Origin of the sequence: Novosphingobium sp. Fuku2-ISO-50, from assembly GCF_001519055.1 — a bacterium.
GTDB lineage: Bacteria > Pseudomonadota > Alphaproteobacteria > Sphingomonadales > Sphingomonadaceae > Novosphingobium.
Genome location: NZ_KQ954301.1, coordinates 1 through 25,251, shown reverse-complemented (window position 1 = coordinate 25,251; position 25,251 = coordinate 1). Strand labels below are relative to the sequence as shown.

20 protein-coding genes are annotated in these 25,251 nt (G+C 66.7%); 9 read left to right on the top strand and 11 right to left on the bottom strand.

The features are described 5' to 3' along the window. Positions 1 to 7: 7 nt before the first annotated feature. Complete coding sequence (locus AQZ50_RS17010) at positions 8 to 1,405, bottom strand: M20/M25/M40 family metallo-hydrolase (RefSeq protein ID WP_067748076.1); 1,398 nt, start codon at positions 1,403 to 1,405, stop codon at positions 8 to 10. A gap of 83 nt (positions 1,406 to 1,488) precedes the next feature. Between AQZ50_RS17010 and AQZ50_RS17005 the strand changes: the two genes are divergently transcribed. Further along, complete coding sequence (locus AQZ50_RS17005; protein WP_067748074.1) at positions 1,489 to 2,214, top strand: NAD-dependent deacylase; 726 nt, start codon at positions 1,489 to 1,491, stop codon at positions 2,212 to 2,214. On the opposite strand, the gene AQZ50_RS17000 is transcribed toward AQZ50_RS17005, so the two are convergent. From AQZ50_RS17000 to AQZ50_RS16975, 6 genes are all read right to left on the bottom strand, one after another. Further along, the gene (locus tag AQZ50_RS17000) at positions 2,203 to 2,973 is read right to left on the bottom strand and encodes a HesA/MoeB/ThiF family protein (protein ID WP_067748072.1); all 771 of its coding nucleotides are present in this window, start codon (positions 2,971 to 2,973) and stop codon (positions 2,203 to 2,205) included. The genes AQZ50_RS17005 and AQZ50_RS17000 overlap by 12 nt on opposite strands. Positions 2,974 to 3,318: 345 nt before the next feature. Further along, entirely contained in the window at positions 3,319 to 4,926 is a 1,608-nt protein-coding gene (dnaA, locus tag AQZ50_RS16995; protein WP_231730372.1) for a chromosomal replication initiator protein DnaA, read from the bottom strand. A 515-nt stretch (positions 4,927 to 5,441) separates the two neighbouring features. Further along, complete coding sequence (gene rpsT, locus AQZ50_RS16990) at positions 5,442 to 5,702, bottom strand: 30S ribosomal protein S20 (RefSeq protein ID WP_067748068.1); 261 nt, start codon at positions 5,700 to 5,702, stop codon at positions 5,442 to 5,444. A 284-nt stretch (positions 5,703 to 5,986) separates the two neighbouring features. Further along, positions 5,987 to 6,952, bottom strand: a complete 966-nt coding sequence (gene hemH, locus AQZ50_RS16985; RefSeq protein WP_231730371.1) for a ferrochelatase — start codon at positions 6,950 to 6,952, stop codon at positions 5,987 to 5,989. 134 nt (positions 6,953 to 7,086) lie between these two features. Continuing rightward, positions 7,087 to 9,453 (bottom strand): molybdopterin cofactor-binding domain-containing protein, encoded by a 2,367-nt coding sequence (locus tag AQZ50_RS16980; RefSeq protein ID WP_067748066.1) that lies wholly within the window; start codon positions 9,451 to 9,453, stop codon positions 7,087 to 7,089. Positions 9,454 to 9,458: 5 nt separating this feature from the next. After that, positions 9,459 to 10,424: an Mrp/NBP35 family ATP-binding protein gene (locus AQZ50_RS16975; RefSeq protein WP_067748063.1), complete on the bottom strand. Its 966-nt coding sequence runs from the start codon at positions 10,422 to 10,424 to the stop codon at positions 9,459 to 9,461. Positions 10,425 to 10,557: 133 nt separating this feature from the next. Between AQZ50_RS16975 and hflK the strand changes: the two genes are divergently transcribed. From hflK to AQZ50_RS16960, 3 genes are all read left to right on the top strand, one after another. Next, positions 10,558 to 11,808 (top strand): protease modulator HflK, encoded by a 1,251-nt coding sequence (gene hflK / locus AQZ50_RS21040; protein WP_067748061.1) that lies wholly within the window; start codon positions 10,558 to 10,560, stop codon positions 11,806 to 11,808. Next, positions 11,798 to 12,670, top strand: a complete 873-nt coding sequence (gene hflC / locus AQZ50_RS16965; RefSeq protein WP_067748172.1) for a protease modulator HflC — start codon at positions 11,798 to 11,800, stop codon at positions 12,668 to 12,670. The genes hflK and hflC overlap by 11 nt, the downstream gene beginning before the upstream one ends. Positions 12,671 to 12,786: 116 nt before the next feature. Further along, positions 12,787 to 14,346, top strand: a complete 1,560-nt coding sequence (locus tag AQZ50_RS16960; RefSeq protein ID WP_231730370.1) for a Do family serine endopeptidase — start codon at positions 12,787 to 12,789, stop codon at positions 14,344 to 14,346. Between the two features lie 130 nt (positions 14,347 to 14,476). Here the strand turns inward: AQZ50_RS16960 and AQZ50_RS16955 are convergent, their stop codons facing one another. From AQZ50_RS16955 to AQZ50_RS16945, 3 genes are all read right to left on the bottom strand, one after another. Continuing rightward, entirely contained in the window at positions 14,477 to 16,597 is a 2,121-nt protein-coding gene (locus tag AQZ50_RS16955) for a transglycosylase domain-containing protein (RefSeq protein WP_067748059.1), read from the bottom strand. Between the two features lie 144 nt (positions 16,598 to 16,741). Next, a complete protein-coding gene (msrB, locus tag AQZ50_RS16950; RefSeq protein ID WP_067748169.1) occupies positions 16,742 to 17,140 on the bottom strand; it encodes a peptide-methionine (R)-S-oxide reductase MsrB in 399 nt (132 codons plus the stop codon). A 51-nt stretch (positions 17,141 to 17,191) separates the two neighbouring features. Then, positions 17,192 to 17,839: a hypothetical protein gene (locus AQZ50_RS16945; RefSeq protein ID WP_067748057.1), complete on the bottom strand. Its 648-nt coding sequence runs from the start codon at positions 17,837 to 17,839 to the stop codon at positions 17,192 to 17,194. A gap of 294 nt (positions 17,840 to 18,133) precedes the next feature. Between AQZ50_RS16945 and AQZ50_RS16940 the strand changes: the two genes are divergently transcribed. Next, positions 18,134 to 18,628, top strand: a complete 495-nt coding sequence (locus tag AQZ50_RS16940) for a winged helix-turn-helix transcriptional regulator (protein ID WP_197412537.1) — start codon at positions 18,134 to 18,136, stop codon at positions 18,626 to 18,628. A 59-nt stretch (positions 18,629 to 18,687) separates the two neighbouring features. Here the strand turns inward: AQZ50_RS16940 and AQZ50_RS16935 are convergent, their stop codons facing one another. Continuing rightward, on the bottom strand, positions 18,688 to 19,032 hold the full coding sequence (locus AQZ50_RS16935) for a UrcA family protein (RefSeq protein WP_067748053.1): 345 nt from the start codon (positions 19,030 to 19,032) through the stop codon (positions 18,688 to 18,690). Positions 19,033 to 19,329: 297 nt separating this feature from the next. Between AQZ50_RS16935 and AQZ50_RS16930 the strand changes: the two genes are divergently transcribed. From AQZ50_RS16930 to AQZ50_RS16915, 4 genes are all read left to right on the top strand, one after another. Beyond that, positions 19,330 to 20,091: a metallophosphoesterase family protein gene (locus AQZ50_RS16930; RefSeq protein WP_067748051.1), complete on the top strand. Its 762-nt coding sequence runs from the start codon at positions 19,330 to 19,332 to the stop codon at positions 20,089 to 20,091. 91 nt (positions 20,092 to 20,182) lie between these two features. Then, positions 20,183 to 21,211, top strand: coding sequence for a histone deacetylase family protein (locus tag AQZ50_RS16925; RefSeq protein ID WP_067748049.1), 1,029 nt, complete (start codon positions 20,183 to 20,185; stop codon positions 21,209 to 21,211). Then, the gene (locus AQZ50_RS16920) at positions 21,208 to 22,575 is read left to right on the top strand and encodes an APC family permease (RefSeq protein WP_231730369.1); all 1,368 of its coding nucleotides are present in this window, start codon (positions 21,208 to 21,210) and stop codon (positions 22,573 to 22,575) included. The genes AQZ50_RS16925 and AQZ50_RS16920 overlap by 4 nt, the downstream gene beginning before the upstream one ends. Before the next feature lie 221 nt (positions 22,576 to 22,796). Continuing rightward, complete coding sequence (locus AQZ50_RS16915) at positions 22,797 to 24,539, top strand: GGDEF domain-containing protein (RefSeq protein WP_082703751.1); 1,743 nt, start codon at positions 22,797 to 22,799, stop codon at positions 24,537 to 24,539. Positions 24,540 to 25,251: the final 712 nt, after the last annotated feature.

Genomic DNA, 25,251 nt, shown 5'->3' with positions numbered 1-25,251 from the left:
TCCCCGTTCAAAAGGCGTAAGCGCGGATCAAGTCGTTGAGAAAGCGCCGTCCGGTCAGAAGAGAGCGCACTTCGATGCGTTCATCAAGCCCGTGGACGCCGTTGCCGTCGGGATCGCCCCACAGGCCGGGCACGCCATACGTCGGGATGCCCGCGGCGGTCAGGAACGTGGCATCGGTATAGCCATTGGCCATCGCCGGGACGAGCGCGACGCCCGGCCAGTATTTCGCCACCAGCCGCCGCGCCGGATCGAGCACCGCCGGATCGAGCGGCGGCGGCGGCGGCGTCGGGCGCAAGGGCGGCAGCGCGGTCACGCCGACTTCGGGATCGCCGATCACGCGTTCCAGTTCGTGGCCGATGGCATCGACGCTGTGGCCGGGAAAGATGCGGCAATTGACCGTGGCGCGCGCGCGTTGCGGCAGGGCGTTGGGCGCGTGGCCCGCATCGAGCATCGTCGCAACGCACGTCGTGCGGATATTCGAATGGAGAAACGCGTCGGTATCGACCTGCCACAGCGCCGTCTTGTCGGTCGGATCGGCGGCAAGCGTGATCATTGCCTTGCCCACGGCACCGCCGCGCGCTGTGCCCACCGCCTGAAAATAGGCGCGCGTGGTGGGCGTGAATTCGACCGGGAAGCTATAGCCCTCGATCCGGTCGAGCGCGTGGGCGAGCTGATAGATCGCGTTGTCGGGGCGCGGGGCAGAGCTGTGCCCGCCGCGATTGCGCGTTTCGAGGCGGAAATTGGCAAAGGTCTTTTCGCCGACCTGAATGGTCTGGGCGATGACTTTGCCCCCGGCCATCAGCGGTTTGCCGTCGGTGCGCCCGCCGCCGCCTTCGTTGAGCGCAAAGGCCGCGTCGATCAGCTCGCGCTTGTTGACGGCCAGCCATTGCGCGCCGTTGAATGCGCCGTTGGTTTCTTCGCCGCAAGTCAGCGCGAGCTTTACCGTGCGTTTGGGCCGGGCGTGGCTGCGCGCGAGATGCGCCATCGCATCGACGTAGATCGCCGCTTGCGCCTTGTCGTCAAAGGCGCCGCGTGCATGGAAATAGCCGCCTTGCTCGCTCAGCGCGAAAGGATCGCGCGGCCAGTCTTCGCGCTTGGCCTCGACCACGTCGATATGCGCGACGAGCAACAGCGGCTTGAGCTTGCCCGAACGGCCCGGCCAGACCGCCACCAGCCCGCCCTCGCGCGGATGGTCGGGCGCGGCATAAGAGATCAGCCGGTCTTCGGCAAAGCCCGCCGCGCGCAAGGCATCGGCCATGCGCGCGGCCGCCAGCGTGCAATCGCCGTGCGCCAGCGTGGTGTCGGTTTCCACCAGCGTGCGATAGGTCTCGCGAAACGCCGCCTCGTCGGGATCGGGGTCGGGCTGAACGGCGAGCGCGGCGGCGAGGAGAAGAGCGCTGATCATGCCCCTCAGTGTGCCATCATTTCCCCTTTGCGCAATGCTTCACCCTCTGGCCAGCCGCGCCTCGCCGCGCCATGATGCGACCCATGGCCAAACCACCAAGCATCGTCATCCTGACCGGCGCGGGGATTTCCGCCGAAAGCGGCATCGATACCTTTCGCGGGGGCAAAGATGGACGGGGCGGCCTGTGGGAACAGCACCGCGTCGAGGATGTCGCCACGCCCGAGGCTTTTGCCCGCGATCCCGACCTCGTGCAGCGGTTCTACGACATGCGCCGGGCGTCGATCCAGACCAGGCAGCCCAATGCCGCGCACCATGCGCTGGCGCGGCTCGAACAGGCTTTACCGGGCCTTGTACCTGGCGCGCGCGTGATCGTCGTCACACAAAACGTCGACGACTTGCACGAGCGCGGCGGGTCGCAAAATGTGATCCACATGCATGGCGAACACCTCAAGGCCTGGTGCACCGCCTGCGATACGCGCATCGGCTGGACCGGGCCGCTGATCGACCGGCCGCCATGCCCGGCTTGCGGCAGCGCAGCCCTGCGCCCCGACATCGTCTGGTTTGGCGAAGTGCCCTATCGCATGGACGACATTCATACCGCGCTGTCCCAGGCAGACCTGTTCGTGTCGATCGGCACCTCCGGCGCGGTCTATCCCGCCGCCGGCTTCGTCCGGCTGGCCCGCGACCGGGGCCTGCACACGCTCGAACTCAATCTCGAACGCTCGCAAGGCTCCGCCTGGTTCCACGAAACGCGGCTCGGCCCGGCCAGCGAAGTGGTCACCGCCTGGGTCGATGAGTTACTGGCTTAGCCCCCCGCACGTCCGGCAGGCAGGGTCTTTGGCAATGCGCAAGGCACGCATCGACGGGGCGAGGCCGTCGATCAACTGCAACCGCCCCCATTGCGGATCGCCCAGCGTCGAGGCGCCCGCCAGAACAACGCGCAAGGCTTGCATCGCCGCAAACGCACCGACCATGCCGACCATCGCGCCCAAAACGCCCAGATCCGCGCAGGTATCGCAATCGGTCGCATCGAATGCATCGCCCACAAAACAGCGATAACAGGCCTCATCGGGCAAATGCCCCGCGAAATTGGCAACCTGCCCTTGAAACCGCCCCAGCGCCGCGCTCGTCAACGGCACACCCAGCCGCACACACGCGTCGGCCACCGCCAGCCGCGTGGCAAAATTGTCGCTGCCGTCCAACACCACATCAGCCCCGGTCAGCAAGCCATTGGCGTTGTCCGCCCCGATTCGCACGACCTGCGGCACAACTTTCAATACCGGATCAAACCGCGCCGCCCACTCCGCCGCGACGTGCGCTTTCGCTCGGCCCATGTCGGCAGGCATAAACAGCGTCTGGCGCTGCAGATTCGATGCCTCGATCACATCATCGTCGATCAGCGTCAAAGCGCCGATCCCGGCCCCCGCCAGATATTGCAGCGCCGGATTGCCGATCCCGCCCATGCCGACCAACACGACATGCGCCCCGGCCAGTCGCACCTGCCCGGCACCGCCCACTTCGGGCAGGACAATGTGACGGGCGAAGCGGTCGAGACGGTCGGGAGTCATGGGGGAGCAATAGACGGAAAATGCGGGTTTGCGAGGGGGGCAGCGTTTTTTGCCTCCGGCGGACCTCCGGCGGGCAAGGGCCATTGCCCTTGCATCCCTTTACCGTCTTGCTTTGCGCGCCGCCGCTGCGCCCGCGTCTCGCCGCGAAGCGGCAGGAAGGTCTCCCGACGCGGGCGGCGGGATGTTACCGGGCCGGGGCACGCTGATCCGGACATTTCCGGGATGCAAGGGCGATGGCCCTTGCCCGCCGGAGGCATGGGAACGCCCGCCGGAGGCATGGGAACGCCCGCCGGAGGCATGGGAACGCCCGCCGGAGGCATGGGAACGCCCGCCGGAGGCTGAACCTCAGTCTTCCAACTGGCGCAACAACGTCCGCACATCGCCGTCCATTTCCGCGTCGCGGGTGCGCAGTTCTTCGATCAGGCGGACGGCGTGGATGACGGTCGAATGGTCGCGGCCGCCGAATTTGCGGCCGATTTCGGGGTAGGAGCGGGGGGTGAGCACTTTGGCGAGGTACATGGCGACCTGGCGCGGACGGACGACGGCGCGAGCGCGGCGTTTGGAGGCCATTTCGGTGCGGTCGACGCGATAGAACTGGCACACGGCGCGCTGGATTTCGTCGATCGTGATGCGGCGACGATTGGCCGAGAGGATGTCGGTCAGCTGTTCTTCGGCGAGTTGCAGGCTGACCGGCTGGCCGGTGAGCTGGGCATAGGCGATCAGCTTGTTGAGGCCGCCGACGAGTTCGCGGACATTGCGGTTGATCGTGCGGGCGAGGAATTCGATCACGTCGGCGGGAACCTGGGCCGAGGTAAACCGGGCGAGGCGATGTTCGAGGATCTTGCGGCGCAGATCGATGTCGGCGGGCTGGATGTCGGCGACGAGGCCCATCGAGAGGCGCGACAGGAGGCGTTGTTCGACGCCGTCGAGAGCTTGCGGGGCGCGATCGGCGGCCACGACCAGACGCTTGCCTGCGCCGAGCAGGGCGTCGATGGTGTGGAGGAATTCCTCCTGCGTGCTCGATTTGCCGATGATGAACTGGATGTCGTCGACCAGCAGCAGGTCAAAGCCGCGCAGGCGGGCCTTGAATTCGATCATTTCGTGGCTGCGCATGGCCTGGACGAATTCGATCATGAAGCGCTCGGCCGAGCAGTAGAAGATCCGCGCGCCGGGGCGTGCGGCGGCATAGGCATGGCCGATGGCGTGCAGCAGGTGGGTCTTGCCCTGCCCGGTCGAGGCCTTGAGATAGAGCGGCGAAAACTGCGGGGTTTCGATGGCGGCCATGCGCTGGGCGGCATTGACGGCCAGGACATTGCCCGCGCCGCTGACGAATTCGGCGAAAGTCAGCGAGGGGTCGAGCCCGCTTTGCGCGCCGGACAGCGCTTCGCCCGGATGGGCCGGGGGAGCGGAGCGCACGAGTCCGGTCTGCGAACTGCCCGCCATCGCGTTGGTGCCCGTGCTGCCCGTCATGCTGCTGCCGGGAAGCCGCAGGTCGGGCATGGCGCGGCGGCGCGGATGGACGCTGATGCGCACCTGGCGCACTTCGGATCGCGCGATTTTCCATGCGAGCGACAGGCGGTCGGCAAAACGGTCGGCGACCCAGTTTGCGGAAAATTCGGTCGGCAGGAACAAGTCGAGCGTGCCGGTTTCCTTGCAGAAGCTGCCGACCTGGATCGGCTTGATCCACTGGCTGTGCAACTGCGGCCCGAGATCCTTTTTCAGCCCCTGGCTGATGTCGGCCCAATCGGCGGCCAGATCGACGGCATCGCCGTCTTCGATGCTGGCGGCGTCGCGCTCCTTGCGGGCGGCGGACGACGGGGTTGCAGAAGCGGCGCGGGTCTCATGCGCTGATCCGGTTGCGTGTGCCGGGCCGCTTGCCCCGCGTGGCTGGCCTCGCCCGGAAGGACCGCCATTCATGTAATCGTCGATCTTCACGTGTGTCTGGTCCCGCATGTCGAATGCGCCGCAACAGGCCCCTTGATTGGCCCCCCTGCCGCGAAAGCAAATGATCCTCATCCAGCCGAGACCATGCCCGACCGGCTGTTTGATGGAGTCCGACCGGGCAGGAAGCCCGATCGACCGTCCGATGGTCAATGTCGTGTGATCCCCGCATGTCGAAACTGGCCATACCAGTCCACCGCGTCGCGACCCGTGCCTACTGTCTATTGGCGAGTGGCGGGGATTCGCAAGTCATGGGGCGAAAAGAAATTGAAATAATTCGCCTTGACTCCGATGACAGCGTGGAAATTTTCTAAATATATGAAAATAAATGATAAAATTTCAAGAGGGTGGCGAATCGCGGCAAATCAGCCATTTCGATGGCACCGGACTGTCATCGGTCTGTCATCGACGCTGCGACAAAAAAGGCCGGCGTGAAACACGCCAGCCTCTTGTCGGGCGAAATGCGGAATTGTCCTAAGCCGAATCCCCGAGGGAAGACCCCCTCGGGTATGTCGGTGCGGGACGAATCAGAGCGCGGCGACGCGCTTCGACAGCCGCGACACTTTGCGTGCCACGGTGTTCTTGTGGAGCACGCCACGGGCCACGCCGCGCGCCAGTTCGGGCTGTGCCGCGCGGAGCGCTTCGGCAGCGGCGGTCTTGTCGCCACCTTCGAGAGCGGATTCGACTTTCTTGACGAAAGTGCGGATGCGCGAAAGACGCGCGCCGTTGATCTGGGCGCGGGCTTCGTTGCGGCGGATGCGCTTGCGGGCTTGCGGCGTGTTGGCCATGTCTGTCTTTGCTTCTCGTCCTGTGGCGGCCCGCTTGGCGCGGTCCGGGCAATCTCGTCGAAAAATCTCGGGAGACTGCCTGGTTGATCCGAATTCATGTCCCGGCGCGGTCCTGTTGCTCTGGCCATGGGCCAAGTCAACCGGCGTGTCGAAACAGGCGGGCAAGCCCGCGGGAAAGCGGGGCCCATACCGGCAGCCGGGGCCCAGGTCAACAGATTCGCCGCATTTCCAGCCATGGCCGATTGTGTATTTGACCCTGTGGGCTCAGATCCGGCCGGGCGCGCTCAGATCCAGCCGGCCAGTTCGCGCCGGACCAGCGCCGTCGTCAGTGCGACACCGGCATCGCCGGCATTGAGGCAGGCGAGTGCGGCAAAGTCGGTGCCCCCGGCGGCCAGAAATTCGTCGCGCCCACGAATCGCCAGCTCTTCGAGCGTTTCAAGGCAATCGGCGGAAAATCCGGGCGCCGCGACCGCGATTCGCCGCGTACCGGCGCGCGCCTCGGCAATCAGCGTCGCATCGGTTGCCGGTTCGAGCCATTTGGCCCGGCCAAAGCGCGATTGGAACGTCGTTTCGAGCCTGAGCCCCGGGTGGCTTTGCGCAAAGGCCTGCCCGAGCAGGCGCGACGTCTTGCGGCAATGGCAGTGATAGGGATCGCCCAGGTGCAAAGTGCGCTCGGGCATGCCGTGATAGCTGAGCAGCAGCAGGTCCGGCGTGAAGTCGAGCGCGGCGATCTGGCGGGACAAGTCGCTGTGGAGCGCGGCGATATAGCCGGGATCGCCATGCCAGGGCGGCACCGTGCGCAGCGCGGGCAAGCGCCGCGTGCGCAAGATCCAGCGGGCGAGATCGTCGAGCACGCTGGCCGTCGTTGCCGCCGAAAAGTGCGGATAGAGCGGCATGACGAGCACGCGTTCGCACCCTTGTGCAATCAGCGCGTCGAGCTCTGCGGCAATCGTCGGTTGGCCATAGCGCATGGCATGGCGAACGATCGCGGCATCGCCCAGTTCGGCCTGCACCGCGCGCGCCAGAGCCTTGGTAATCGCGGCGAGCGGCGATCCGTCGGCGCTCCACACCAGGGCATAGGCGTGCGCCGACTTTTTGGGCCGCGTGTTGAGGATGATGCCGCGCAGAATCGGCTGCCAGATCAGCGCGGGGATTTCGACCACGCGGCGGTCGGACAGGAACTGTTTCAGATAGCGCCGTACCGCGCCCGGCTCGGGTGCATCGGGGGTGCCCAGATTGACCAGCAGCACGCCGACGCGACCGGTGGCGATGGGGGGGTGATCGGCGGGCCAATGATTTGGGGGCCAATGATCCGGAAGAGGCCTGGGATCCGGAAGAGGCCTGGGATCCGGAAGAGCGCGGGTCGAATGAGTCGATTGGGGCATCAGATGCTTTCGGGAAGAGATGGCGTCGACAGCAGGGGCAGGCGGCGAAACCGCGTCCCGCTTGCCGAAAACAGCGCATTGGCGATGGCCGGTGCGACTGCCGCCATGCCCAGCTCGCCGGGATCGAACGGTTCGGCCTCGCTTGTCGCAAAGGCAACCTCGACTTTGGGGCAATCGGCCGGCAAGGGCAGGTTCAGCGCGGCCAGCCGCCCGGCCTGGGGCAGCCCCGCGTTCCAGCGCGTGCTGCCGCCCAGAGCGTGGGCGAGGCCGAACATCAGGCCGCCTTCGATCTGTTGGCGCGCGATGTCGCGGTTGACGATCCGCCCGATGTCGCAAAATGCCGACAGGCTCTCGACGCGGATCGCGCCCGATTCGGCGCGCGCGGTCGCGATCACCGCGATATAGCCCGCGCGCATGCCTTCGGGCGCGGCGAGCGTCATGCGGTGGCAGGCGAGGCCCTGGCCCGATCCGCCGCCCCCACCGCCCCACATGGCCAGATGCGCCGCCCCTTCGAGGCAGGCGACGAGGCGCGGCTCGGCGCCCAGCATGGCGACGCGAAACGACAGCGGCTCGGCACCGGCATAGTGCGCGCATTCATCGATGAAGCTTTCGGTGATGAAGGCGGTGAGCCCGTGCGCCCCGCCCCGCATGCGCCCGACGGGCAGGCTGATCGCGGTCGGCAGATGGTCGACCGCGCGTTCGGGAATGGCGTAGACGGGCATTGCGCCGGCGACGGCGAGCGGATCGGCGCAGCCTGCCGCCTTGTCCTGCGCCGCGCGCGTATCGCTGCCGCCAAACAGCCGCGCCCCGGCCTCGATCATGCTTGCGGGCGTCGCGATCCGCGTGCGCCAGCCGATCAGATGTTGCTTCGCCGGGTCGAACGCGGCGCTCAGGCGCGCTGCGAGCGGGGCGCGGGGATAGCCGGCGAGCGTTTCCTGCCAGCGCGACCAGGTCAATTGCACCGGACGACCCAGCTTGCGCGCAAGGATCGCCACTTCCTCGGCAATCCGCGTATCGAGCCGCGCATCGAAGCTGCCGCCTGCGGGCAAGGGATAGACCGTGACCGCCTGACGCGGCAGACCGGCGCCGCGCGCTGCGGCCTGTGCTGCGGCTTCGGGCGCCTGACTGGCGATCCACAGTTCGAGCCGCCCGTGCACGATTCGCGCGGTGGCGCTGGCGGGTTCGAGCGGGGCGTGAAGTGCGGGCTCGATGTCATAGCGCGCGGTCAGCGCTGGATGGATCAGCAGCGGGTCGGGATCGCCCTCGGCGGCGATGCGGTTCGGCGACGCGTGGGTCAGCGCCGCGTCGAGCGCGGCTTCGCCGACGATCGAATCAACGACGCGGCCGCCTTCGCCCGGATCGATGCGAAAACGCGGCTCCATGGCCGTCAGCGCACGATCGGCGGCGTGCCAGGTGCGCGCAACCGCCGCCAGCCAGCGCTCGGTGGCGATGACCGCGATGACGTCGGGAATCCCGCGTGCCGCCGCTTCGTCGTGCCCGGCCAGTCGGCAATGCCCTTGCGGCCCATGCGCGATGGCGGCGTGAACCATGTCGGGCAGGCGCAAGTCGGCGGCAAACACCATGCTGCCGTCGACTTTGGCGGGCAAGTCGAGCCGGGGGAAATCGGGTGCGGCGAGCGGCCCCGGCGCGGCGTCGGCGTTTTCGCGCGCAGGGGCAGCGCGCAAGACGGGCGCGGAAGGCGGCGGTCCGGCCAGCGCCGCATCGATCAATGGCGCAAAGGGCCAGTGCTGCTTGCCGCACACGACATGATGATCGCGCGTGTCGCAGGCGGCGACATCCATCCCGGCCTCGCGCGCGGCGGCGGCGATCAGCGCGCTGCGCAAGGCGGCGGCGGCCAGCCGCAGGCGCGGTTCGAACGCGGCGAGCGTCGTGCCGCACGCCGTCAACAGCACGGGCACGCGATCCGCCTCATAGCGCGCCCAGGCATCGCCGGGGCCCCCGGCCAGCGCGTCCGTCAGCGCCTTGCCGACAAACGGCGCCCCGGCCACGGCGCGCGGCAACCACATCGTGGCCCATTCGGCGGCAATCACCCGATCGGCATAGAGCGGGCTGAGCGGCGCCGGTTCGACTCCGACGCGGCGCCAGTCCGCGCCCAGTTCGACCGCGACGATCTGCGCCGCGAGCGTGGTTACGCCCTGGCCCATTTCGAGCGCGGGCACCGCGACGCTGATGCTGCCGTCGCGCGACAGGCGGATCAGGCCGTCGATGACATGCTCGCCCTCCCCGGCGACGAGCGGCGTGCGATAATGGCGCGGCACCAGCGCGAGACCGACCACCAGCGCGCCCGCCGTCCCCGCACCGACCAGCACGGCGCGGCGGGTAAAGTGGGGAAGACGGGGCGCCATCGGGTTCAGGGGTTCCGGTCGAGCCAATCGGCGATGCGGCGCGCGATCGTCCGATAGGCTTCGGCCAGCGGTCCTTCGCCGGCGGCCGGTGGCTGGCCTGCGTCGCTGCCTTCGCGAATGCCGAGCGCCAGCGGGATGCGCCCGAGGAAAGGCAGGTTCATCGCCTTTGCCGCCGCTTCGGCCCCGCCATTGCCAAACGGATCGCTCGGTTCGCCGCAATGCGGGCAGAGATAGCCGGCCATGTTTTCGACCATCCCGATCAGCGGCACGGTGCCCTGTTCGAACAAGGCGATCGCGCGCGTCGCATCGATCAGCGCAAGGTCTTGCGGCGTGGACACGATCACTGCGCCTGCGGGCTTGTATTTCTGCAACATGGTCAGCTGCACATCGCCGGTGCCGGGGGGCAGATCGACCACGATCGTCTCGACCGCGCCCCATTCGGCATCGATCAGCTGGCCCAGCGCATTGCTGACCATGGGCCCGCGCCAGGCGATCGGCTGACCGGGGCGGACGAGATGGCCCATCGACAGCATCGGCACGCCAAACCGGCTGGCCACCGGGATCAGCTTGTTGGCTTTGGCCTCGGGCCGCTTGTCTTCGGTATCGAACAGCCGCGCCTGCGACGGGCCGTAGATGTCCGCATCGACAAGCCCGGTCGGCCGTCCCAGCCGATGCAGCGCAATGGCAAGATTGGCCGCGAGCGTCGATTTGCCGACCCCGCCTTTGCCCGATCCGACGGCAATGATCCGCCGCCGCCGCCGCGACGCGGTCATCGCCACGCGCAAGGGGGCAATGCCGACCCGCGCTGCCGCCGCGTTCAGATCGCCTTCCAGCGTCGCGCGCGCGGCATCGTCAAGCCCTTCGGCATCGACCACCACGCTCGCCGCGCCGCCGTCGCCCAGACGCACGGCCTGCACGCGGGCATTTGCCACTTCGCGCAGGGCCTGTTCCAGCGTTGCTGCATCCGTCATCGTATCCGTCCGGTTCCCTGTTTCGTGTCGCCCCCTCGGGGCACTTCCTTAGCAAAGGAAGAATGGGCCCCTAGCAAAGGAAAAATGGGAACGAGACCTGTTTTTCTGGGGCGGGCACCCTATAACCCCTGCCATGAACGGTCTTGACACGGACAAGGCCACCGATGGCCCGGACAGCAAGGGCTTCGGCATGGCCCATGACGACAGCCGGCGGGACGGGCGCGAGCCCGGCCTTGCGCCTGCTCTGCGCGAGGCCGAACCGCCTGCTGCGGCCGAGGCGGGCGCGGGCGAGGGAGGCAGGGAAACGCCTGCTGCTGCGGGCGCCGCCGGAAAAGGCGATGCGCCATTGCCCCCCGCATCGCCCCCCACCAAGAATCCCTGGCACCATTCGCGGCCCCGTCGCGGCGCACCGCGCGGCCCCCGGCGCGGCGCGGCGGCGCGGCCCGGTCTTGCCGCGGCGCTGATTCCCGCATTCGTTTCCGGCGGGTTGCAACGCCATTTCGCCAAGGCCCATTGGCCGCACATCCGTCCCCCGCTTGGATCGAACTGGACGCCGTGGCTGACCGGGGCGCTGGTCATGCTATGGGTCGGGGCGACTTCGCTCCATCCGGTCGGGGTGCGCGAACAGGCGATCGTCTCGACCGATGGCGCCTGGGGCCCCGCGCTCGGCCCCGGCCTGGCGGTCAGCTGGCCCTGGCCGATCGGCGCCGCACGGATCGAGGATGTGACCACGATCCGCCATCTTGCGCTGCCCGAAGGCGATGGCGAACATCTGATCCTGACTCGCGATGCGGCGCTGGTCGATCTGGCCTGCGACGTGCGCTGGCGCATCCGCGATTTGCGTGCCCATGCCCGGGGGCTGGCCGATCCCGCCGCCACCATGCGCCTTGCTGCCGAAAACGCGATGCGGGCGACTGTGGCCGGGATGGATTTTGCCGAGGTGATGGGGGCTGGGCGCGATGCGCTGGGGCACGAAGCGGCGCGGCGTTTGCAGGCTTTGCTCGACCGCGATCGGGCGGGCATCGCCGTGGACGGCATCGACCTTCGCCGCGTCGATCCGCCGCCGCGCGTCGCCGATGCGTTGCGCGCGATTGCCGCAGCGCGCAACGATGCCGCGACCGAGGCGACACAGGCGCGCAGCTGGTCGCGTCAGGTGATCGTTCATGCCCAGGGCGAAGCGGGCGCCTTTGACAAAGTCTATGCGCAATATGCCCGCGCGCCCGATGTGACTCGCCGCCAGATGTATTACGCGACGATGGAACGGGTGCTCGCCCAAAGCGACAAAGTCATCGTCGATGCGCCCGGCACGACCACGACTTTGCCTTTGCGGGCGGCTGGCGAGCCGTCCACGGGGCACGATGCAGGGGGCGGCAATGGCCATTGAGCGCGCCGATCATCGCTGGTTTGCCCCCTTGCCCGGCGCCCCCTTGTTCGGTGTGGCGGCGCTCGCGGGCCTCGCGCTGACGATGGTGACCCCGGTGCCGAGCGATCGCGCGGCGCTGGTGCTGCGGCTTGGCCAGCCGGTACGCGTGATCAACGGCTGGCGGCCAGGCACGGATCAGGCGGGCCCCGATGAAGCGGGTTTGGCCTTTCGTCTGCCGCTGGTCGAGCGTGTCGTCTGGCTCGATCGCCGGTTGATGACCGTTTCGCTCGACAATGCCAAAGCGGAGACCGGCGACGGGCAGGCGCTGACGATCGACGCCTATGCCACATGGCGGGTGACCGATCCGGTGCGTTTTTATCAGGCGCTGGGCGCGCCCGACCATGCCGGTGACGAATTGCGCGCGATCCTCGCCTCTGTCCTGCGCCAGCACGTGGGGCACACGACACTGGCGGGCGCCCTCGCGCTGGAACGGGGCGAAGGCGAAGGGCTTGGCGCCTTGCGCGCCGCGTTCGATCGCGAACTGTCCGGCTATGGCGCGCGCGTCGCCGATCTGGGCCTGTCGCGTCTTGCCCTGCCCGACGGGGCGCCGCTCGATGCCGCTTATGCCCGGATGAGCGCGGGCGCCGAGGCCAGTGCCGCAGACGTCGCCGCCGAGGGCCATCGCAACGCGCAGATGATCCGCGCCGATGCCGAAGCCCGCGCCGGTGAAATCTATGCTGCCAGTTTCGGCAAAGATCCGCAATTCTATGATTTTTATCGCGCCATGCAGAGCTATGACGCAACGTTCGCGCAAAAGGGCAGCCGCACCTCGATCGTGCTGTCGCCCGACAATGCCTATCTGCGACAATTTCGGGGGAAATAGCGCTGTCATGCGGCATTCAAATGCCGTTCATGCAGGGCAATGGATTTTATGATGTCTGCAAGATCCGGATTCGAGTGCATCCGGCTCTTCGGGATGAAAAAAGAGGACTAGGCCACGTGCGATACGCTTATGGAGTTACTTCGGCGCTGCTCCTCGCCGGCAGCGCATTGACGCTTGTGACCGGCTTTCCGGCCGGCGCCCAGGTCGCGCAGAATGACAGTGCGCAGATCGCTGCGGTCGTGCCGCGTGTCGGCGCCCCGGCCAGCTTTGCCGATCTCACGCAACAATTGCAGCCCGCGGTGGTCAACATTTCCACGCGCCAGCGGGTCAAGGTTCAAAACGCCAATCCCTTTGCCGGCACGCCCTTTGGCGAACTGTTCGGCGGACAGGGCGGACAAGGTGGGCAAGGCGGTCAGGGCGGCGGCGCGCAGACGCGCGAAGCCCAATCGCTCGGCTCGGGCTTCGTCATTTCGGCGGACGGCTATATCGTCACCAACAATCACGTGATCACCGCCGATGGCCAGGGCGAAGTCGAATCGATCACCGTGACGATGACCGACGGCACCGATTACCCGGCCAAGCTGGTCGGCAAGGACGCCGCTTCCGACCTCGCGGTGCTCAAGATCGTCGGCACCAAGCCCTTTCCGTTCGTGACATTCGGCGATTCGCGCAAGGCGCGCGTCGGCGACTGGGTCATCGCCATCGGCAATCCGTTTGGCCTGGGCGGTACGGTGACGCAGGGGATCATCTCGGCGGTTTATCGCAACACCGGCACCGGCTCTGCCTATGACCGCTATCTCCAGACCGATGCCTCGATCAACCGGGGCAATTCGGGCGGCCCGATGTTCGACATGCGCGGCAATGTCATCGGCATCAACAATGCGATCTTTTCGCCGACCGGCGGCAGCGTCGGCATCGGCTTTGCCATTCCCGCCGAAACCGCTGCGCCGATCGTCGAAAAGCTGATCAAGGGCGTCGCGATCGAACGTGGCTATCTCGGCGTGCGCATTCAGCCCTTGTCGGATGACCTTGCCGCCTCGCTCGGCCTCGCCAAACGGCGCGGCGAATTCATCCAGTCGGTCGAACCCGGCCAGGGCGCGGCCAAGGCCGGGCTGCAAGCGGGTGACGTGGTGATCAGCGTCGACGGCAAGGCGGTGACTCCCGAACAGTCGCTGTCCTTCATCGTCGCCAACACCGTGCCGGGCAAGCATGTCCCGATCGACATCATCCGCAATGGCCAGCATCTGACGCTGAACGCCATTGTCGGCAAGCGCCCGAGCGAAGAAGACCTCGCCAAGCAAAGCTTCGATCCCGAGCAAAAGGATGATGAAGACTTCGGCCCCGGCAGCACGGGCAAGCAACACGCGGGCCCCTCGATCCAGCAGGCGCTCGGCGTGGCGGTGATCCCGGTCACCCCGCAAATCGCCCGCCAACTCGGCACCAGCGAAGACGTCCACGGCGTCGTCATCACCGAAGTCGACGAATCGAGCGATGCCGCCGCCAAAGGCCTGCAACGCGGCGACATCATCCTGTCGGCCAACTACAAGCCCGTCACCAACCGCGCCGAGCTCGACGCGATCGTGAAACAGGCCAAGGCGGAAAACCGCGAAGCCGTCCTCTTGCGCATCCAGCGCCGGGGCCAGCCCGCCTTCTACTTCCCGATCCGCATCCGCTGATCGACCCACCAACGCAAAAAAAGGGCGGCGCCGAAATCCCGGCGCCGCCCCTTTTTCCGTTGTGCGCTGACGCCAAGACGAATTTCCGGCCCGCCATGCCGGAGTTGATCCGGCATGGCGGGCCCGAAGTTCAGTTCGTCCGGGGGCGGCCCGTTGCTGCGGCGCGCGGTGTGGTGCCGGGTGTGGCGCGGCGGGCGGGGCGGCCGGTGGCCTGGTCCAGCAGGTCGTCGTTGGCGGCGCGGCCCTGGTCGTCGCCGACGGGGACGGTGTCGTCGCGGGTGCGCTGCGCGGGCTGGCCGTCGTCGGGGGCGGTGGGCGCGTGGTTGGCGATGTTGCCGTTGGGGTCGACGTAGAAATAGGCGTCGGGGTTGTTTTGCAGGGCCTCGTCGTCGGGTTCGAGCTGATACTGCGGCAGTTTCAGGTCGGTCTGGAACTTTTCGGGCGGGCGCTTCGCCGTGGCGACGCGCATATAGGCGGCAAAGGCGCGCGCCGGCGCGGTGCCGCCTTGCAGGCCGGGGACGGGTTTGGCGTCGTCGCGGCCCATCCATACCCCGGTGGTCACCCCGCTGGAAAAGCCGAGGAACCAGCCATCCTTGTTCGAGGTGGTGGTGCCGGTCTTGCCCGCGACGGGGCGACCGATCTGCGCGGCGCGGCCGGTGCCGATCGAGACGGCGGTCTGAAGCAGGTCGGTGATGCCCGCGGCGACGTAATCGGGGACGAGCTGCTGGGGCTGATCGGGGCGGTGGCTATAGAGCACTTCGCCTTCGGTCGTGGTGACCTTGCGGATGCCGTAAGGGGTGAGCGAGGCGCCCTTGGCGGAGACTTCGGCAAAGGCGCGGACCATGTCGATCATGCGCACATCGCTCGTGCCCAGCACCATCGAGGGCATGGTGTTGATCGGGGTGGTGATGCCAAAGCGGCGGGCCATGTTGGCGACCGCGCCAAAGCCGACTTCGTTGCCGAGCTGCGCGGCGACGGTGTTTTTCGAATAGGCAAAGGCCGTGCGCACGTCGATCTGACCGGCATATTTGCCGCCGGAATTGCGCGGGCTCCAGCCGCCGATGGTCACCGGTTCGTCGACGACCTTGTCATCGGGTTTGTAACCGGCTTCGAGCGCGGCGAGATAGACGAACAGTTTCCACGCCGAGCCGGGCTGGCGCACGGCATTGGTGGCGCGGTTGTAATTCGAGGTCACGTAGTCGGTGCCGCCGACCATGGCGAGCACGGCGCCGTCGCGATCGACGCTGACCAGCGCGCCTTGCGCGTCCTTGGGGGCATTGGCCTGGATCGCTTCGGTCGCGGCGCGTTGCGCGGCGGGGTCGAGCGTGGTCCATACCTCGATCGGCTGATCGTTGTCGGGCAGGACCAGATCGAGCTGCGGCAAGACCCAGTCGGTGAAATAGCGCGCGGAATTCTGCCCGGCTTCCTGAGCCAGTTTCACGTCCTTGAGGTCGGCATTCTGCGCCTCGGCGGGGGTGATGGCGCCGGCTTCCTGCATGGTCTGGAGCACGACTTGCGCGCGCTCGACCGCCGCCTTGGCATCGGCGGTGGGCGAATAGTGCGACGGCGCCTTGACCAGCCCGGCGATGATCGAGGCTTCGCCCAGGCTCAACTGTTCGCCCGAATGGCCGAAGAATTTGCGCGCGGCGGAATCGACGCCATAGGCGCCGCCGCCGAAATAGACCTTGTTGAGATAGAGCTCGAGGATCTGGTCCTTGCTGAACTTCGTTTCGAGCGCGAGCGCGAGAATGGCTTCGCGGATCTTGCGGTCAAATGTGCGGTTGGAATTGAGGAACGTGTTGCGCGCCAATTGCTGGGTGATCGTCGAACCGCCCTGGCGCCAGCGCCCCTTTTCCGCGCGGACCCAGACCGAGCGCGCGATACCGATCGGATCGACGCCCCAATGATCGCGGAAACGGCGATCTTCGACCGAGATCATCGCATCCTGCATCGATTTGGGCATGCGGCCGATCGGGATCCATTTGCCATAGCTGGGCCCGAGCGTGACGATTTCGGAGCCGTCGGCGGCGCGCACGACGATCATCTGCCCGGCCTGGCTCGATTTCAGCCGCTCATAGCTGGGCAGCGAGCGAGCGGTGACCATGACCGCCGCCGTCAGGCCGAGCCCCGCGAGCAGCAGCAGCGCAAAGCTCCAGATCAGCAGGCCCTTGAACAGTCGGCCAAGGAAAGAGCCCTGGCGTGGTTCCGGGCCGCCGGAATTGCGGCGGCGGGGATTGTCCCGTGTGGCCATCGGAGTTTTATGGTTCCCTCAGACGTCGGCGCCAAGCTTTGCGCGCCGAGCTTTGCATGAATGTGCCCCATGCATAAGCGAAGTGGAACGTAGCGTTAACACCGTGCGCCATGCGTGCGGCAGGAAATACGTGGGAAAACCCCGTCAATCCTTTGGTTCGAAGTCCAGCGCGGCGCTGTTCATGCAATATCGCAGCCCGGTCGGTGCGGGGCCATCGGGAAAGACATGGCCCAGATGCCCGTCGCAGCGGGCGCAGCGCACTTCGGTGCGAATCATGCCGTGCGAGGCGTCGCGCAGTTCTTCCAGCGCTTCGGGCTCTGCGGGCGCGGTAAAGCTGGGCCAGCCGCAACCGCTGTCGAACTTCGCTTCGGAGGAGAACAGCGGCGCGCCACAGCCTGCGCAAAAGTATTCACCCGGCGCCTTGTTGCGATCGTATTTGCCGGTAAAGGCGCGCTCCGTCCCCGCCTGGCGCAGGATCTGGTACTGTTCGGGGGTCAGGCGTTCGCGCCATTCGGCGTCGGTCAGGGTAAGCTTGTCCGGCATGGTCGGGATCTCCTTGGCGCGGGGCATATCTGGGGTGGCCAGGCGTCTGGTTCAACCGTGATGCGCCAGGCGGCGGCATGCGGCGTAATCATCGGCATCGACGCTGGCCGGGCCGCCGGTCAGGGCTTCGCGCACGCGGGCCCTTGCGCGGTCGATCGCGCGATCCGTGGCCGGGTCATGCGTCGGGGGCATCAGGGCCGCGGCTTCGCTGTGCAAAGTCGCAGCCAGCGCAGAGCCGGGCTCGCGCGCGTCGATCGCTTCGGCATACGTGCCGAGAATGGCCAGGCAGTCGACCGCGTCGGGCGCGGGGCGGGGCGGCACTGCGGCATCGAGTTCGCCAAGGCATTGCCCGGCGGCAATCGGCGCGCCCTGAGGCCCCAGGCGCTGCGCCGCGTCGGCAAGCAAATCGCGGACCGTCTCGCCCGACAGCCCGGTTTCGGCCGCGACGCGTTCGCCGACCAGACCGAGATAGGATCGACCGCGAATGCCGAGCGGGGGCAGCGCCAGCGCGGCCGCATCGCCGCGCGCCTGCCCGGCGGCGACGACGGCAAAGGCCGCCGCGCAGCGCAAGTCGTGGCGATGGCGCTCGGTCAGCCGGATCAGATCCGGGGCGGTGCCGGCAAGGTGGGCGGGTTGCGTCGCGGCGCCGAGCGCAAGGCCGGCGATGACAGGCAGGGCGAAGCGGAAGAGGGGCACCATGGCGAGGCCATAGGCGCGCCCAGCCCCAACGAAAAGGGCCCCGGATGAGCCCCGGTTCATTCGGGGATCATCCGGGGCGCGAGGTGCCAGGGTTTGCCCGCAAGGGTGGAAAGGCTGGGGCCGACCGCTGGAGAGAAGGGGACCGGAAGGACGTGGGGAAAAAGAATCGGTTTCAAACGCGAACCTATCAAGGCCAGTTGCTGATTGCAACTGATACCGGCGCGTCACATTGTTGCAAAAAGGTTGCGATGGCAGACCTTATAATCGTGACAGATCTGGTCTATGCGCACCTGTATGGATAAATTGCGCGAACCCTTGTCCTGTACCGCCAGTTGCGGGTTGCCGCTTGCGCTCGAAGTCATGGGCGAACGCTGGTCGTTCATGATCTTGCGCGCGGCATTCAATGGCGTGTGCCATTTCGAGGAATTCCTCGAGCAACTCGGCATTGCCCGCAACATCTTGTCCAACCGCCTCGCGCGGCTGGTCGAAGCGGGCATCTTGAAGCGGGACCATTGCTCCGAGGATCGGCGGCGCATCGAATATTGCCTGACATCAAAGGGGCATGATCTGCTTCCCGCGATGCTCGCCTTGCGCCAGTGGGGCGAAAAATGGGCGCTGGGCGTGCCGTGCAATCCGGTGCTGTGCGATGCGCGCGACGGGTTGCCGATTTCGCAGATCACCATTCGTGCGCACGATGACCGGATCGTCCGGCCCGGCGAACTGATCTGGCGCGAACGCTCCGATCTTGCCGAGGATCAGGTTGAAACGCCGCTGCGGGCCGCCGTTTAGATTTTGGCGTTTAGATTTTGGCGTTTAGATTTTGGCGCCCGGATTTTAGCGCCCGGATTTTAGCGATTGTCGACCATTCGGGTATTGAGCCGGGCCGCCATGACGGTGCGCGCGTGGCTCAGCGCCGTTTCGGTGCAATGCCGCACGGCCTGGTGGTCCAGCAGCAGGCGATCACTGTCATTGCGACTACAGACATCTGCGGCGGCGCGTTTCAGCCGGAGATCCAGCCGGGCGCGGCCCTTTGCCGTGGACAAGTCGAGATCGCCATAACCGACCGCCAGGCGGGGCACATCGGCCTCTTCGTCAGCGCCTTGCGCCAGCGCGGGGGCTGCGGAAAGGGTCAGCGCGGGAATCAGCGCCAATCCGGCAAGCATGACCGGGTGCCATGCAGAACGATGCATCATCGCGGAATTCCTTCGGGGGGTTGGGATTGTTGCCAGACAGGGGGAACCGGCGGGGCACGCCTCCAACGCACCCCGCCGGTCGCGGTCGTGGGCATCCCAGGTATCCGGGGGGAGGGGTGCCGCCGTTGCCGCTCGATCATCGTGTAGGCGGGCGCGGATGCCGTTTCATCATGGGCTCGACCGGCGTGGTCGGCGTGCCGATGGGCGGACCAACCGTTGCCGGGGATCGGCGAACGGCATGTGTTGCGATCGTCGCATGGCGCTTGACCTTCCCCGCGGGGCGGCGAAAAGGCGGTGATGATCCGCCTGTTCCATATCAGCGACCTGCATTTCGGGCTTGAAGATCGTCGCGCGCTCGATTGGGTGGCGCAGGCGGTGCGTGATGAGGCGCCGGACGGCGTGATCATTACCGGCGATTTCACGATGCGCGCGCGGCCGCGCGAATTTGCCGCGGCGGCGCGCTGGATCGCCGCGCTCGGGGTGCCGGTGCAGATCGATCCGGGCAACCACGATCTGCCCTATTTCAACCCGCTCGAACGCCTCATCGATCCCTATCGCCGGTTCCGCGCGCTCGAATCGACCATCGAACGACCGCTGCGGCTCGATGGTCTGGCGATCGTGCGGCTGCCGACGACGGCGGCGGCGCAATGGCGGCTGAACTGGTCGAGGGGCATCGCCGGCGCTGCGGCACTGGGCCGCGCGATGGCCGCGCTTGATGCCATTCCCTTTGACACGCCGGTGCTGGTCACGTGCCATCATCCCCTCGTCGAAGTCGGCACGCGCGGGCGTGCCTTGACGCGCGGCGGTACGCTTGCACTGACCGAACTGGCGCGGCGCGGGGTCTTGGCGGTGCTTTCCGGGCATGTTCATGATGCCTTTGACCTCGTGCGCGAGACGCCGGCGGGCCCCGTGCGGATGATCGGCGCGGGTACGCTGTCGCAACGGCTGCGCACCACTCCGCCTTCGTTCAACGAGCTGACGCTGCTTGGCGGGCGGCTTACGTGTCGCGTGCGCCAGATGCAGGGCGTCGGCGCAGAGGCACTTGGCCGCTATCGCTGAATCACGCCCTTTTTGACGTGACGCTTGAATTGCCGCGGGCCTGCAGGCAGGATCGCGTACAATCTGTGATCACGATCTGGCGGGACGGGCGATGCGGACGATCTATAGCGATGACCATCGGCTGCATCATGGCGCGGCGGAGCTTTATCGCGGACAGTTGGTGCCCTGTTTCGAAATGCCCGCGCGCGCCGATCAGGTGCTTGATCGGGTGCGTGCGTGCGGATTGGGGGATGTGGTGGCGCCGGACCGGTTCGACCGCGCCGCGCTGACCCGCGTTCATGCCGACGATTATGTTGCCTTCCTCGAAGCCGCATGGGCCGAATGGGCGGCGCTGGGCGAGACCGGCGATGCGCTGCCTTATGTCTGGCCCGCCGCAGGGCTGCGCCGCGATGTGCCGCCTGCGCATATCGACGGCAAGCTCGGGTTCTATTCGATCGATGCGGCCGTGCCGATTACCGCCGGCACCTGGACGGCGGTGCGATCGAGCGCCGATGTCGCGCTGACCGGCGCGCGGCATCTGGTCGAGGGCGCGGACAGCGCGTTTGCCCTGTGCCGCCCGCCGGGGCACCATGCCGGGGCCCGTGCGATGGGCGGTTTCTGCTATCTCAACAATGCCGCGATCGCCGCGCAATATCTGCGCGATCATGGCGCCGCGCGCGTGGCGGTGCTCGATGTCGATTATCACCATGGCAACGGGACGCAGAGCATCTTCTATGACCGGGGCGATGTGTTCTTTGCCTCGCTCCATGGCGACCCGCAGCAGGAATACCCGTTTTTCCTCGGCCATGCGGACGAACGCGGCGCCGGCGAAGGGCTTGGCGCCAATCGCAATTTCCCGCTGCCCTGGGGCACGACCGGCGCGCAATATCTGGCCGCGCTCGATGCCGCGATTGCCGATATTGCCGCGTTTGGCCCCGACAGCGTGGTGGTTTCGCTCGGCGTCGATACGTTCGCCGAAGACCCGATCAGCCATTTCAAGCTGTTTGGCCCCGATTTTACCGCGATCGGCCGACGCATTGCCGGTCTCGGTCGGCCGACGCTGTTCGTGATGGAGGGCGGCTATGCCGTCGCCGACATCGGCGTCAATGTCGCGGCGGTTCTGACCGGCTTTGCCGGGTGAGCGGGCCTGGATCAGGAGGGGTATCCGGGATCGAGGAACGCTTTCGCCGTCAACTGCGGCTGTCCGATCTTGTGGCTTATGGGCTTGCCTACATCGCGCCGATCGCGCCGCTGTCGACGCTCGGACTGGTGTGGAGCGCGTCGCACGGGATGATCGCGCTGGCCTACCTGCTCGGTGGGCTGTGCATGGCGTTTACCGCGTTCAGCTATGCCGCGATGGTGCGCGAGGTGCATAGCGCCGGGTCGGTCTATGGCTTTGCCCGGGTCGTGCTGGGGCCGTTTGTCGGGTTTATGGCGGGGTGGATGATCCTGCTCGATTATCTTTTGATCCCGGCTTTCGTCTATGTCGTCATGGCGGTGGCGCTGGGGCAGCTCATGCCCGGCATCGACCGCGCGGTCTGGATCGTTTTGCTGGCGGTCTTTACGACGATGGTCAACTGGTTCGGCATGCGCTCGACCACGCGGGTGTCATCGGGCGCGGTCATCGCGCAGATCCTGGTGATGGTCGCGCTGATGGGGCTTGCCGCCCATGTCCTGTGGCACGCCCATGGCGCGGCGGGGCTGGGGCCCGCGCCGTTTTACAGGACGCCTTTTGCCCTGTCGGCGGTGCTGGCGGGTACGTCGATCTGCGTCATGTCGTTTCTCGGGTTCGATGCGGTCTCGACTCTGGCCGAAGATACCGCCGACCGCAGCGGACGCACGCTCGGGCGGGCGATTCTGCTGGTGCTGGGCTTTGCGACGACGCTGTTCGTGCTGACCGCGTGGATTCTCGGCAACGCGATGCAGGGGGCGCATTTCGTCAGCCTCGATGCCGCCGCCTATGAACTGGCCGGGCAATTGGGCGGTGTCTGGGCCGGGATCGGGCTCGCCTGGGCTTATGCGATTCTGGTCGGGCTCAGCAATGCGCTGCCGATGCAGGTCGGCGTGGCGCGCGTGCTCTATGCCATGGGGCGCGACCGGCAATTGCCCGGCGCGCTCGCCCGGCTCCATCCGCGTCACAACACGCCGCATGTCGCGATGCTGGCATCGACGGCGGTATCGCTGGCGGTGGCGCTATGGCTGCGCGATGCGATGGATCAATTGGCCGCCTTCGTCAATTTCGGCGCCTTGTTCGGCTTTGCCTTGATCCATGTCTGCGTGATGGTCCGTTTTGCGAAGAGCGGGCGGCGCAATGTCCTGTTTCATGTCGTCTCGCCCGTGTTGGGAATCGGCGTGGTGGCTGCGATCCTGTCGGGGATGAATCATGCCGCGCTGGTGCTTGGGGGCGTTTGGCTGATCGCCGGTCTGTGCTGGTGGCGTTTTCGTATTGTCCGGCTGGGACGTGTTGCAACGGACGAGACAAGCGATCCTTTTGCCGAGGCCTGAGCGGCTGGTTCAAGATATTCGCGTGACGGACTTGAACAAGCCCGCGCCAGGCCATGCCTCATCGCGTCGTCAGGACTTTCCACAATTCGCGTAACATGCTTGACTCTTTAAGCTTTTGCAGACGGATTTGTGGCAGACAGGGGTTCATGACCGGCAGAGATCTTCCCTTTCGGACAAGTTGGCCGCAGATGGCGATGCGGGCGGGCAAGGCATTGCGCGTCATGATCGCCTGCCTTTTGTTGATTGTGCCCGCGCTGTTTGCCGGGGCACAGGCTGATGACGGGGCGGCCGGAGACTGGTTGCCGCTTGCCAGGTTGTGTCATGCTTCGACCGCGCTGCCCATGTCGGCGCGCGATCACGATTTGCCGGGCGGATTCTTCTGCGGAGGAAGCCCCGAAGGCTATCAGCAGGGCAGCCTGTGGTTGCTCGGTGGCGTGCGGGCGGTGTCGGGCGGCGGGCGGGCCCCGGTGCTGATGGTCCATTCCTCGCGATTCGATCGCTTGCTGGTCGGCTTTCGCTATGCCGACGGGGTGATCGCCTGGCAGGACGTGCATAGCGGAAATTTTGCCGGACATTGGCGATTGGGCGGGCAGATCGGCTTTCAGGCGCCGTTGCGCGACGCCCGCCTGACCGGGGTGATCATGCGCTTTGACCGGTTGGCCAGCGCGGAAGTGCTCCGAATCCGGCTGGTACGGTCAGAGGTTTCCGATCTGCAGACGATCGCGCTGGCCAGTCTGATCGGTGCGGCGCTGATGCTGCTGGTGATCGGCGCGGTCTACAATTTCATGCTTGGGCTGGCGGTGCGGCGGACGTTCCCGCTGCTGCAGGGGCTCTGGTCGGCGACGATGGCGCTATGGGGCGCGATCTGGTCCCAGCTTCATCTGTTCGTCGCGCCGGGCATGGCGGGCACGCTGTCCTCGCAAGTCGGCACCATTCTGGCATGCGCGATGCTGATGCTGACTGCGCTGAGCCTGATCAGCGCGATCGAGCCGGGCGAGACGCCACGCTGGCTGCGGCGTCTCGGGCTGGGGCTGGCGCTGGTTATCGGTGCGCTCGGCGTGCCGCTGGGGCTCATGCGCAGCGGCGCGATCGAGCTTGTCGCGAATATCGAAGGCGTGCTGGTCATGGCCATGGTCGTGGTGATCATCGCCTCGCTCGGTGTGGCCTGGCGGCGCGGCAGCGCGGCAGCGCGCGCGTTTGCCGGGGCTTGGCTCGTGCCTTTGCTGGTGATGAGCCTGTCGGGCTTTTTCGATCTGGGCGATGTCCTGTGGGGCGGCGGACCGCAAATGCTCGTGCTGCTGTCGGCGGCCTGGCAGACGGTGTGGCTCTCGCTTGCAGCGACCCGGCGCTTTACCCTGCTGCGGCAGGAGCGCGATCAGGCGGTCGCGGCCGAGGCGATCGCGCAGGAACAGGCGCGGCGCGACCCGCTGACCGGGCTGAGCAACCGGCGCGGCTTTATCGAACGAATCGGGCCGTTGCTGACCGCGAACACCGGGGGAGGCGTGGACGATGATGGCAACACCGTCGCGCTGATGCTGCTCGACATCGACCGTTTCAAATCGATCAACGACAGCTATGGCCATGATGCGGGCGATGACGTGCTGATCGCCGTTGCGCGGCGGTTACAGCGCTGGGATTCCCCGGTGCAAGTGATCGGCCGACTGGGTGGTGAGGAATTCGCGATTCTGGCCGCCGGAATGGGTCGCTTTGCCGCGCACAGCTTCGCCGAGAGCGTGCGCCAGGCGTTGGCAGCGTGCGACCATGGTCTGGGCGGGGTGTCGGTTACGGTCAGCATCGGCATGGTCATGGCCAGCCCGGGCGACACATTCGCCACGCTCTACCGCGCCGCCGACACCGCGCTCTATGCCGCCAAGCATCAGGGCCGCAATCGCGTCGTCATGGCGCATTCCACCGCGATCGAGCACGAAGTCTCGCTGCCCCCGGCCAAAATCGAACACGGCTGACCTCTACGCTGACCGGCGGTCCCTGCGCACAGGGCGCTTGGAAATGCGAAGACAAGACCTTATGCCTTGGCCCAGCCAAGCGCCAAAAGTCACGATTTCATGAGGGTTTGCCAACGCTCCCGGCCTTAGGCCGGGAGAGGAAATGGTGCCAGAAGAGGAGATCTCATGGACGCCCAAGAGGTTGATTTGCAATCGTGTTTTTCACCGCGCAATCGCTAAAATACTCGATAACAGCCACGACCCACAACGCAACCCAATGTTGAGCCTTTGGCTGCAAAATTCGTTGCTTCCGATGGGTGGATAATCGCCCCCCCCCCGGCAGGATGTTTGAACCGGCCGCGCGGGAGTGGCAATTGGCTGCCGGGGAGCGTGATGTTCAAATGCTTCGGCGAGGGTCATGTGCTCGGGGCGGGCGATCTGCAGGGCGCCAGGCTGACCTTGCAGCTTATGGCGCTGGCGATGTCGCGATGTGCGGCCCCTGCGACCGACCGGCATGCCCGACGCCTGGCGCCTCAATGGGGCAGGAAGCCGCCGGCGCCCGCCTTTCGCTCGCCGACACCTTCTGAACCTCGCCAGGGCTACACGGCTGGCCCGAGCAGATCGCGATAGCGCGCGCGATCGCGACCGCCGCGGCGATTGCGCTCACATAGGGTACAGCGACACTGGCATTGCCGATTTCCGCCGCCCCACACCGCCCGATTTCGGCTTCAAG